Genomic DNA, 10,775 nt, shown 5'->3' with positions numbered 1-10,775 from the left:
AGCAATCTGGCCCAAGTAGTACTCAGGTGACTGCCCATGACTGAATTACAGCTCGACGACTTCAAAACCGACGAAAACGCCGCCATGGTGTTGTTGGTGGACGATCAGGCAATGATCGGCGAGGCGGTGCGCCGCGGGTTGTCGAACGAAGATAACATCGACTTCCACTTCTGCGCCGACCCGCACCAGGCCATCGCCCATGCGATCCGCATCAAACCGACAGTGATCCTCCAGGATCTGGTGATGCCCGGTCTTGACGGCTTGAGTCTGGTGCGCGAGTACCGCAACCATCCGGCGACCAAGGACATCCCGATCATTGTCCTGTCGACCAAGGAAGACCCGCTGATCAAGAGCGCGGCGTTTGCGGCCGGGGCCAATGATTACCTGGTGAAGTTGCCGGACAACATCGAACTGGTGGCGCGCATCCGCTACCACTCGCGTTCCTACATGACGTTGCTGCAGCGTGACGCCGCGTATCGCGCGCTGCGGGTCAGCCAGCAGCAGTTGCTCGACACCAACCTGGTGCTGCAACGCTTGATGAACTCAGACGGCTTGACCGGGCTGTCGAACCGCCGGCATTTCGACGAATACCTGGAGCTTGAGTGGCGCCGTTCGCTGCGCGACCAGAGCCAACTGTCGCTGCTGATGATCGATGTCGACTACTTCAAGTCCTACAACGACAGCTTCGGCCACCTTGAAGGCGATGAAGCCCTGCGCAAAGTGGCCACGGCGATTCGTGATGCCAGCGCCCGACCTTCGGACCTGCCGGCCCGTTACGGCGGCGAAGAATTCGCCCTGGTGCTGCCCAATACTTCGCCGGGCGGCGCGCGACTGGTCGCGGAAAAACTGCGCCAAACGGTGGCTTCGCTAAAGATTCCGCATATTTCCCCGGCCGAAGGTTCGAGCCTGACCATCAGCATCGGCCTGTCGACCATGACCCCGCAACCGGGCGGCGATTGCCGTCAGTTGATCTCCGCGGCGGACAAGGGGCTGTATCTGGCGAAGAACAATGGGCGTAATCAGGTCGGGATTGAGTGAAAGGGCTGGTTGGTATCTGTGTTGTAGCTTGAGTCCACCCCTCTCCCCACGGGGGAGAGGGGGAAGGGGAGCCGATCGGGGGATTTTCAGAACCTGAGTTCGACTCGGAATTTTCAGGTCGCAGTATTTCGCAAGACACTTAGGTCAGTCTCCTCGCCCCTTGGGGAGAGGGTCAGGGTGAGGGGGAGCGATCTCAAGCCCGATAAAGAACCCGCTAAAGCCGCCAGGCGGGCTGCCGTGACAGCCTGATTACGTTATACTCGCCGGCTTTCAAAAGTTCGCCAACGAGTGCTGCCCGCCATGGAAATCAACCCGATCCTTAACAGTATCAAGGACCTGTCCGAGCGCTCCGAAACTATTCGGGGGTATCTTTGACTACGATCAAAAGCATGAGCGTCTGACTGAAGTCAATCGCGAGCTTGAAGATCCGTCTGTCTGGAACAACCCGACGTACGCTCAGGAGCTGGGCCGCGAGCGGTCCCTGCTGGCTCAGATCGTCGAAACCCTCGACGAAATGCACACAGGCCTGGCCGACGCCAAAGACCTGCTGCTGATGTCCGCCGAAGAAGAAGACCAGGCCGCCGTCGATGACGTCGCTGCCGAAGTCGAGCGTTTGCGCGAATCCCTGGAAAAACTCGAATTCCGTCGCATGTTCAGCGGTGAGATGGACGCCAACAACGCCTACCTGGACATCCAGGCCGGCTCCGGCGGCACCGAGGCTCAAGACTGGGCCAACATCCTGCTGCGTATGTACCTGCGCTGGGCCGACAAACGCGGTTTCGACGCGACCATCATGGAGCTGTCCGCCGGTGAAGTCGCCGGGATCAAGGGCGCGACCGTGCACATCAAGGGCGAATACGCCTTTGGCTGGTTGCGGACCGAGATCGGCGTGCACCGTCTGGTGCGCAAGAGCCCGTTCGACTCCGGCAACCGCCGTCACACCTCGTTCTCGGCCGTATTCGTGTCGCCGGAAATCGATGACAACATCGAAATCGACATCAACCCGTCGGACCTGCGCATCGACACCTACCGCTCCTCCGGTGCCGGTGGTCAGCACGTAAACACCACCGACTCGGCCGTGCGTATTACTCACGTACCGACCAACACCGTGGTCAGCTGCCAGAACGAACGCTCCCAGCACGCCAACAAAGACACCGCGATGAAAATGTTGCGGGCGCGCTTGTACGAGCAGGAAGTGCAGAAACGTAACGCCGCGTCCCAGGCCCTGGAAGACACCAAGTCCGACATCGGCTGGGGTCACCAGATCCGCTCGTATGTACTCGATGCGTCGCGAATCAAGGATTTGCGCACTAACATCGAACGCAGCGACTGCGACAAGGTGCTCGACGGCGACATCGACGAATACCTGGTGGCCAGCCTGAAGCAAGGCCTGTAAACCGCCAGTCAAGACCTCAAGTCCCCTGCCGCCCGCGGGGGCAACGAACCTGTGATGGAATTTTTAAAGACATGAGCGACCTAGAACTCGACCCGCAAGCCCTGCAACAGGAAGAAAACTCCCTGATCGCCCTGCGCAAGGAAAAGCTGGCTGCCGAGCGCGCCAAGGGCAATGCCTTCCCGAACGACTTCCGCCGCGACAACTACTGCGAAGACTTGCAGAAACAGTACGCGGACAAGACCAAGGAAGAGCTGGCAGAGGCTGCGATTCCGGTCAAGGTTGCCGGTCGCATCATGCTCAACCGTGGCTCGTTCATGGTGATCCAGGACATGACCGGTCGCATTCAGGTCTACGTCAACCGTAAAACCCTGTCCGAAGACACCCTGGCCTCGGTGAAAACCTGGGACATGGGCGACATCATCGCAGCCGTTGGCACCCTGGCGCGTTCCGGCAAGGGCGACCTGTACGTCGAAATGACTGAAGTGCGCCTGCTGACCAAGTCCCTGCGTCCGCTGCCGGACAAACACCACGGCCTGACCGACACCGAACAGCGCTATCGCCAGCGTTACGTTGACCTGATCGTCAACGAAGACGTGCGCCAGACCTTCCGCGTACGTTCGCAAGTGATTGCGCACATCCGCAGCTTCCTGATGCAGCGTGACTTCCTGGAAGTGGAAACCCCGATGCTGCAAACCATTCCGGGTGGCGCGGCAGCCAAGCCGTTCGAGACTCACCACAACGCGCTGGACCTGGAAATGTTCCTGCGTATCGCGCCTGAGCTGTACCTCAAGCGTCTGGTGGTCGGTGGTTTTGAAAAGGTCTTCGAGATCAACCGCAACTTCCGTAACGAAGGCGTTTCGACTCGTCACAACCCTGAATTCACCATGTTGGAGTTCTACCAGGCTTACGCCGACTACGAAGACAACATGGACCTGACCGAGGAACTGTTCCGCGAGCTGGCGCAGCTGGTTCTGGGCAGCACCGACGTGCCTTACGGCGACAAAGTGTTCCACTTCGGCGAACCATTCGTGCGTCTGTCGGTGTTCGACTCGATCCTCAAGTACAACCCTGAGCTGACCGCTGACGACCTGACTGATATCGAGAAGGCCCGCGCCATCGCCAAGAAGGCCGGCGCCAAGGTGCTGGGCTTCGAAGGTCTGGGCAAATTGCAGGTGATGATTTTCGAAGAGCTGGTCGAGCACAAGCTGGAGCAGCCGCACTTCATCACGCAATACCCGTTCGAAGTGTCGCCGCTGGCCCGTCGTAACGACGACAACCCGAACGTCACCGACCGTTTCGAACTGTTCATCGGTGGCCGCGAAATCGCCAACGCCTACTCCGAGTTGAACGACGCGGAAGACCAGGCCGAGCGCTTCATGGCGCAGGTGGCTGACAAGGACGCCGGCGACGACGAGGCCATGCACTACGACGCCGACTTCGTTCGCGCGCTGGAGTACGGAATGCCGCCAACGGCCGGTGAAGGTATCGGCATCGACCGTCTGGTGATGCTGCTGACCAACTCCCCGTCGATCCGCGACGTGATCCTGTTCCCGCACATGCGGCCGCAAGCGTAAGTGTTTCGATAAAAAAGCCGCCTAAAACAGGCGGCTTTTTATTGCCTGTCTGGTACAAACGTATCATTTGGTTACTTTTGAAGTTAGAGAGGAATACCTGTCGTGAACCGTGCAATTGCTCAAGAGGGTGCAGCGGACGTCGCCACTGCGGTCGCTGAAAGTGTTCAGTACCAGGGTCGCAAGGCTAGCCGACAGGGCAGTGAGCAGCGTCGACAGGACATTCTCGATGCGGCGATGCGCATTGTCGTGCGCGATGGCGTGCGGGCCGTGCGCCACCGCGCGGTGGCCGCCGAGGCTGGTGTGCCGCTGTCGGCCACCACTTACTATTTCAAGGACATCGATGACCTGCTCACCGATACCTTTGCCCAATACGTGGAACGCAGCGCGGCGTTCATGGCCAAGTTGTGGACCAGCAACGAAGGCCTGCTGCGCGAGATGGTTGCTTATGGCGATGGCAGCCCCGAGTCCCGTTCACAGCTGGCGGACGATATCGCGCGGCTGACCGCCGATTATGTGCAGCGGCAATTGCACAACCGTCGCGAACACTTGATGGCCGAGCAGGCGTTCCGTCAGGAAGCCCTGTTGAACCCGCGCCTGGCGGTGTTGGTGCGCTCGCATCAGCAAATTCTTCTGCAAGGCACCTGCCATTTTTTCGAGGTGTTGGGTTCCCGCGAGCCACAACAGGATGCCAAAGTGTTGACGGCGATTATCGGACGGATGGAATATCAGGGCCTGCTCAACGACGCCGAGCCTGTCGCCGAAGCCGAAATGCTCGGCATCCTGACCCGCTACATGCATTTGGTGCTGGCGTCGGTGTGATCCTCAGGGTTGTACGCTCAACCCCTGTGGGAGCGGGCTTGCTCGCGAAGACGGTGTGTCAGTCGACATTCATATTGAATGTTCACCCGCATTCGCGAGCAAGCCCGCTCCCACATTAGATCGGCGTGTGTTCATAGGGAGTGTTGAATGAAAGCCTGGCGTGTCGTTGTGATCGCCTTGTCGTTCCTGCTGCTCAGCGGCTGTCTGGTGACCTTCAAGGAGCCGCTGCCCTCGAGCGAGCCCGCGCCTAAAGGGTTACTCGGCAAATGGACCAGCACCAACGCCTGGGGCCAGCCGCTCAATCTGGAGCTGACGCGCCTGGGCGACAATCACTATCAGGCCGTCAGCTACTTCAAGGCTAAACCCAAGGAGCGTGAAGCCTGTTCCTTCACGGTGACTCGCCATGGCAGTCGCTGGTACCTGTCGGCGAAGGTGCCGGCGCAATTCGGTGGGCATTTCACGCTTTTGGGTTTTGAACTCACCGATAAGCATGAACTGGTGGTCTATAACCTCGACCTCGAGCAGATCAACCAGGCCCTGAGGCAAAAAGTCCTCAACGGCGAAGGCTTCCAGACCGACGACGGTGACGGCGTGTTGATCAACAACAATCTGGACCAGGTCTTCGCCTACCTTGATGACCCGGCCAATTCCGATGTGTTCGTCGAGGCCGTGCGCTATCAGCGCCTGGCCAAAGCCAAATAAACCCAGCACGTAAACGGTTTTTCTACAGGAGTTTCGGGTGGACGATTACCAGCAGTCGATACGCATTTTGTCCGATCGCATTGTGCTGGCGCAGACGCCGATTCGCGTCCTGGATGCGGTGAAGTGGGACGACAACATCCGCAAGGGTTTCCTCAAGGCCAAGGGCAAGGAAATGCCGGCGGTGGACCGCGATTACTACCTGAACCGGCCGCTGGCGTTCGACTCCAGCAAGGTGAAGCTGGAATTCCAGAACATCGAGCGCGACATCACCCGTCAGCTGGGTCAGTTCAACCCGGTCGGCCAGATCATGCGCCGCATGTGCAAGGAATACCGGATGGTGGTGCGCATGCTCGAAGCGCGCGGCACCGAGGATTTCGGGCTGATTTCACAGGAGCTTTACGGTGCCGCTTCCGACGCGTTCCACGCCGGCGATCCGACCCTTTCCGACCTGGGCCTGATGCTTTCGGATTACCTGAACAACATCGATGGCCGTGGCGACCTGAAGGACGAACCGAAACTCCTCACCGCCAAGGAAGCCGTCCACCTGCTGCAAACCCGCTTGAACAAGGTGTTCGGCGAGGCCGAGGAAACCATTCGCGTATTCGAGTCCGACGGGATCGTCGCCGATGCGGCGGCCGGCGCCGACTACATCAAGATCCGCGCCGACGCGATGTTCAACGACCGTGACGTACGCGCTCTGGAAGTCCACGAAGGGCTGGTGCATGTGGGGACCACGCTCAATGGTCTGAACCAGCCGATTTGCACCTTCCTCTCCAAAGGCCCGCCGTCGTCGACAGTGACTCAGGAAGGCCTGGCGATCCTGATGGAAATCATCACCTTCGCCTCGTACCCGAGCCGCCTGCGCAAACTGACCAACCGCACCCGCGCCATTCACATGGTGGAAGAGGGCGCGGACTTCCTGCAGATCTTCGAGTTCTTCCGCGAGCAAGGGTTTGAAATGGCCGAAAGCTACGGCAACGCCAGTCGGGTTTTCCGTGGCTCGGTGCCGACAGGTCTGCCATTTACCAAAGACTTGTCCTACCTCAAGGGCTTTATCATGGTTTACAACTACATTCAGTTGGCCGTGCGTAAAGGCAAGCTTGAGCAGATACCGCTGCTGTTTTGCGGCAAGACCACGCTGGAAGACATGCGCACCTTGCGTCAGTTGGTGGACGAAGGGCTGGTGGTGCCACCGAAGTATTTGCCGGATCAGTTCCGTGACCTGAACGCACTGTCGGCGTGGATGTGCTTCTCCAACTTCCTCAATCACCTGAGCCTGGACCGGATCGAAGCGGATTACTCCAATATCCTCTAACGTGTACGCCGTTCAAATGTGGGAGCGGGCTTGCTCGCGAATGCGGTCTAACATTCAACATTTCTGTTGTCTGACACACCGCTTTCGCGAGCAAGTCGGATCGCCGCACCGCCGCTCCCACATTTGGTCCGTATTTCAACCACACTTCGCGAGGTTTCATCGGATGAGAATCCTCGGCTTCTTCTGCCTTCTCCTGACCTTGAGCGGCTGCAGCTCGCTGCTGTTCTACCCCGAGCCCGGCCAGCTGTTCACCCCGGAAAAAGCCAAACTCGAATACCGCGACGTCACCCTGACCACCGCTGACGGCCTCAAGCTGCACGGCTGGTGGTTGCCGGCCAAACAAGGTGTCGAGGTCAAAGGCACGGTGCTGCATTTGCACGGTAACGGCGGCAATCTGCCCATGCACCTTGGGGGGAGCTGGTGGTTGCCGAAAGAAGGGTATCAAGTGCTGCTGCTGGACTATCGCGGCTACGGTTTGTCCGAGGGTGAACCGACGCTGCCGGCGATCTACCAGGACATCGACGCCGCGTTCAAATGGCTCGACCAGGCGCCGGAGGTCAAGGGCAAGCCGTTGATCCTTCTGGGCCAGAGCCTCGGCGGTTCGATGGCCGTTCACTATCTCGTTCAACACCCCGAACGGCAGAAGCAACTCAAGGCCTTCGTCCTCGACGGCGTGCCCGCCAGCTATCGCAGTGTCGGCCGCTTTGCGTTGAGCAACTCATGGGTTTTCTGGACGTTCCAGGTCCCGCTATCGTGGCTGGTGCCGGACGGCGACAGCGCAATCAACTCCATGGCGCAGCTCAATGGCGTGCCCAAACTGATCTACCACAGCATCGACGATCCGATCGTGCCCCTTTCCAACGGCATCCGTCTGTATCAAGCTGCGCCGCCGCCGCGGGTGCTGCAACTGACCCGTGGTGGTCATGTGCAGACGTTCGCCGACCCGGTCTGGCGCAAAGTCATGCTGCGTTTTCTCGATGACCCGCAGCATTTCAACGGTCTGCGCCGCCTGGGTGAAGTCCCGAATTACCCGGCGCCGAAAAATTCTGAAGATGAACCACCAGAGAGTCCGCAATGAGTGAAGAACGTAACGCCATCCCGCTGATCATCACCGGTATCTGCAGCATCCTCGGCACTGTCGGAGCCCTGTGGTTCTACGGCTACCTGCACTTCGCCAAACCCGAAGATGCGCTGCTGCTCAGCGACTTCACCATGCTCAAGACGGTGCCGGGCGAAGACTACAAAGTCTCCCTGGAGCCGGCCTCGCAAGTCGCGCAGTGCATCGATGGCGTGCTGGTGATGTTCGACACCGAACAGAAAGGCCTGAGCGGCGTGTTGGTCAACAACAAGAAAAAAGCGGTGCGCTGCATGGGTGAGGATACCCCGCAGAAGCTCGAGCAATAACCCAACTCATACAAAATTTTGTGACCACCAAAGATCCAATGTGGGAGCGGCGGTGCGGCGATCCGACTTGCTCGCGAAAGCGGTGTGTCAGTCAACAGAGATGTTGAGTATTAAACCGCTTTCGCGAGCAAGCCCGCTCCCACAGGGGGGTGGTGTTTGCCAAACAGAAAGCCCCGCCTGATCTGATCAGGCGGGGCTTTTGTGTTTCAGCAGGCGATGCTTAGTTCGAGCTGACCGCCGAACGCGGGATCACCGGCTGGTTGTCGTTGGAAATGGTCACTTCCACCCGACGGTTCATCGCACGGCCCGAGACGCTGCTGTTCTCGGCCACCGGGTATTCCTTGCCGTAACCCTGCGCCACGATGCGCGCCGGATCAACGCCCATTTTCACCAGCGCCATGCGCACGGAACCGGCACGTCGCTCGGACAGTGACTGGTTGTGGTTTGCGGCGCCCGTGCTGTCGGTGTAGCCCTCAACGATCACCTTGCGATCAGGGTTTTCCGAGAGGAACTGCGCCAGTTTGTTGATATTCACCAGACCGCTGGACTTCAGGTCAGCCCTGTCAGTGGCAAACAGCACATCACCGAACGTCACCAAGGTACCGCGATCAGTCTGCTTGGCGTTCAGGCTGTCCTGTAATTGCTTGATCTGCGCGTCGCGGGCATCCAGACGAGCCTGGGCACGCTGCGCGGAAGCATTTTTCAGATTGGCTTCGGCGTTGCGCAGGGCGATGGTCTGCTTCGCCACTTCAACACGTTGATTGGTCAGGTAAGCCAGTTGATCGACCTTGGCCTGGTCTTCTTTGTCCTGGTAAGCCTTGTCGGCCTTGTCCAGGTAATCGCTGGCTTCCTTGGTTTCCAGCGCCGCGACTTTACTGGCTTGCGGGTTGGTTTGCAGGCCGGTGTAGTTGCTGCGGGCCTGTTCCAGGTTCGCGTTCGGCGGCGTGGAGCAGGCGGCCAGTGCAACGCTTGCGGCCAGCAGGGCAGGGATCATCAATTGTTTACGGGTCATGGTTTCGTCCTTTTAATCGAGTAAGAAGTGCGTCGTGCCGGCCGTCTATTGAACGGTGCGCTGGCTTTCCTGACGCAGTTCTTGAACACCTTTCTGAGAGTCCTTCACAGCCTGTTCAGCTTTGATCGCCTGGGCTTTGCGCTCAGCCACGCGAGCGTCCCACTCAGCCTGCTCGGCCAGGACTTTGGCTTCGTCATACTTTTTGTCGTGCAGGGCGATTTCGGCTTGTTTGAGCTTGTCCTGCGCGGACTTCATTTCCACTGCCGCGAATTCGGTACCGCCGGCACTGACGGCGCTGTTGACCGCCGATTCCGTCACGGCGAATTGCTCGCTTGGCGGATTACCGGCACAACCGGCCAGAACGAGGCTGCTGCCGATGGCCAGTGCAGCCAGTTTCAGGCTACGCAGAGGGGGGAACGAGGATTTGGCAGTTCGGGTTTTCATGGTCTTCAACTCCATTGGAATAACTCCTGAAAAACTTAAAAATCCATCCTGGGTATGGAGCCGCAACCTTCAATTTCCGTGGTTGTTTTGAAACGGCCGTCCCAGGCGTGGTTAATGGGTGTGACCCGTGGCGTTTTTCGAAAGTTCAGAGAATATGGCCCATTGCCCGAAAAACTTTGACCGAACGGACAAGGCTCTCACTCTGGAACTTTGGCGATGTGCAGCTCTATCCCCGACCTTTTTTCGGTGGGTAATACGCAGTTTTTGAAGGGAACAGCAACTTATGTGGGAGCGAGCTTGCTCGCGAAAGCGGTCGTTCAGTCAACCTGATGTTGAATGCGCTGACGCCTTCGCGAGCAGGCTCGCTCCCACAGGTTCATATCGGTTGGGATCAGTGTTTCTGTTTGTCGTCGACGGCCGACAAATCGTGCAAATGACGACGGGACAATGCGAGAAAACGTGGAGTCGGACCGATGTCTTCGTACAGCGGATCACCTTCTTCGTCGGTGGCCACGACGGTCGAGCCCTTGACGTACGGGAAGCTTTTTTCGAGCTCTTCCAGGGCTGCGCCGATCAGCTCGCCGAGCAGTTCTTCGGGCTGGCGTTTGGGGTACATCTCGATAATGGCTGCCAGCCGTGCGGCGGCCTCCACATCCAGATGAATCGAGTATCCGGTGTCGGTCAGGCGACCCTTGGCGTTTTCTTCCCAGTGATGGGCAAGCTCGCGGATTTTCATAGTGACCTCAATGCGCACCTGCTCGTGGCAGGCAGTGTCAGTGTCCGGCAATCGCCGGCGGCAGCTGTTGTAAGGCTTACTCTTCAGACTAGCTTTAACGCCCAAGGTTTAAAGTCCCTTCGTCGTCTTATGGCGCTGGGGGGGCATTGGGGGGATTGGGTGTATATCCGTTTTTGCGGTGATGGCGGCTGGCGGTTTCGCTTTTACAGCCAGCCCTTTCAAGGTGTTTTCTTTTTATGGGCCTTAAGCACGCGAGCCGTCGACACATGAGCATTTGCAGCCCTGCCCTCCAGCCATTCCTTGGACTTGGCGATTTTGGGACCTCGTATGCTTTT

At 58.7% G+C, this 10,775-nt stretch carries 11 protein-coding genes; 8 read left to right on the top strand and 3 right to left on the bottom strand.

The genetic code is table 11. The features are described from left to right. The first annotated feature begins 36 nt into the window (after positions 1-36). From KW848_RS20665 to KW848_RS20630, 8 genes are all read left to right on the top strand, one after another. Entirely contained in the window at positions 37-1,038 is a 1,002-nt protein-coding gene (locus KW848_RS20665; protein WP_218537916.1) for a PleD family two-component system response regulator, read from the top strand. A 300-nt stretch (positions 1,039-1,338) separates the two neighbouring features. Further along, positions 1,339-2,434, top strand: a protein-coding gene (prfB, locus tag KW848_RS20660; RefSeq protein WP_111451403.1) for a peptide chain release factor 2 whose coding sequence is annotated in 2 segments (ribosomal slippage) — positions 1,339-1,410 and positions 1,412-2,434 — 1,095 coding nt in all. Because the reading frame shifts where the segments join, the coding sequence is not laid out codon by codon here. A 71-nt stretch (positions 2,435-2,505) separates the two neighbouring features. Then, on the top strand, positions 2,506-4,008 hold the full coding sequence (gene lysS, locus KW848_RS20655) for a lysine--tRNA ligase (protein ID WP_218537915.1): 1,503 nt from the start codon (positions 2,506-2,508) through the stop codon (positions 4,006-4,008). A 114-nt stretch (positions 4,009-4,122) separates the two neighbouring features. Continuing rightward, on the top strand, positions 4,123-4,827 hold the full coding sequence (locus KW848_RS20650) for a TetR/AcrR family transcriptional regulator (RefSeq protein ID WP_218538019.1): 705 nt from the start codon (positions 4,123-4,125) through the stop codon (positions 4,825-4,827). A gap of 147 nt (positions 4,828-4,974) precedes the next feature. Next, on the top strand, positions 4,975-5,529 hold the full coding sequence (locus KW848_RS20645) for a hypothetical protein (protein ID WP_218537914.1): 555 nt from the start codon (positions 4,975-4,977) through the stop codon (positions 5,527-5,529). A gap of 37 nt (positions 5,530-5,566) precedes the next feature. Beyond that, entirely contained in the window at positions 5,567-6,844 is a 1,278-nt protein-coding gene (locus KW848_RS20640; protein ID WP_074879795.1) for a flavohemoglobin expression-modulating QEGLA motif protein, read from the top strand. Between the two features lie 163 nt (positions 6,845-7,007). Further along, positions 7,008-7,922 carry an alpha/beta hydrolase gene (locus tag KW848_RS20635; protein WP_218537913.1) on the top strand — a complete coding sequence of 305 codons (915 nt, stop codon included), beginning with the start codon at positions 7,008-7,010 and terminating at the stop codon, positions 7,920-7,922. Beyond that, positions 7,919-8,248, top strand: coding sequence for a hypothetical protein (locus KW848_RS20630; RefSeq protein WP_218537912.1), 330 nt, complete (start codon positions 7,919-7,921; stop codon positions 8,246-8,248). The genes KW848_RS20635 and KW848_RS20630 overlap by 4 nt, the downstream gene beginning before the upstream one ends. Before the next feature lie 220 nt (positions 8,249-8,468). Here KW848_RS20630 and KW848_RS20625 read toward each other — a convergent pair whose 3' ends face one another. From KW848_RS20625 to KW848_RS20615, 3 genes are all read right to left on the bottom strand, one after another. After that, positions 8,469-9,260: an OmpA family protein gene (locus tag KW848_RS20625; protein WP_111451409.1), complete on the bottom strand. Its 792-nt coding sequence runs from the start codon at positions 9,258-9,260 to the stop codon at positions 8,469-8,471. Between the two features lie 45 nt (positions 9,261-9,305). Next, a complete protein-coding gene (locus tag KW848_RS20620; protein WP_111451410.1) occupies positions 9,306-9,719 on the bottom strand; it encodes a DUF4398 domain-containing protein in 414 nt (137 codons plus the stop codon). A 376-nt stretch (positions 9,720-10,095) separates the two neighbouring features. Then, positions 10,096-10,440, bottom strand: a complete 345-nt coding sequence (locus tag KW848_RS20615; RefSeq protein ID WP_008156734.1) for a hypothetical protein — start codon at positions 10,438-10,440, stop codon at positions 10,096-10,098. Positions 10,441-10,775: the final 335 nt, after the last annotated feature.

It is taken from the genome of Pseudomonas sp. PDM25, assembly GCF_019219045.1.
GTDB lineage: Bacteria > Pseudomonadota > Gammaproteobacteria > Pseudomonadales > Pseudomonadaceae > Aquipseudomonas.
This window is presented reverse-complemented; position numbering and strand designations above follow the sequence as displayed.

Coding starts and splice junctions, on each gene's coding strand:
- KW848_RS20665 (WP_218537916.1), top strand. CDS start 37: ATGACTGAATTACAGCTCGACGACTTCAAAACCGACGAAAACGCCGCC.
- lysS (WP_218537915.1), top strand. CDS start 2,506: ATGAGCGACCTAGAACTCGACCCGCAAGCCCTGCAACAGGAAGAAAAC.
- KW848_RS20645 (WP_218537914.1), top strand. CDS start 4,975: ATGAAAGCCTGGCGTGTCGTTGTGATCGCCTTGTCGTTCCTGCTGCTC.
- KW848_RS20635 (WP_218537913.1), top strand. CDS start 7,008: ATGAGAATCCTCGGCTTCTTCTGCCTTCTCCTGACCTTGAGCGGCTGC.
- KW848_RS20630 (WP_218537912.1), top strand. CDS start 7,919: ATGAGTGAAGAACGTAACGCCATCCCGCTGATCATCACCGGTATCTGC.
- KW848_RS20625 (WP_111451409.1), bottom strand. CDS start 9,260: ATGACCCGTAAACAATTGATGATCCCTGCCCTGCTGGCCGCAAGCGTT.
- KW848_RS20620 (WP_111451410.1), bottom strand. CDS start 9,719: ATGGAGTTGAAGACCATGAAAACCCGAACTGCCAAATCCTCGTTCCCC.
- KW848_RS20615 (WP_008156734.1), bottom strand. CDS start 10,440: ATGAAAATCCGCGAGCTTGCCCATCACTGGGAAGAAAACGCCAAGGGT.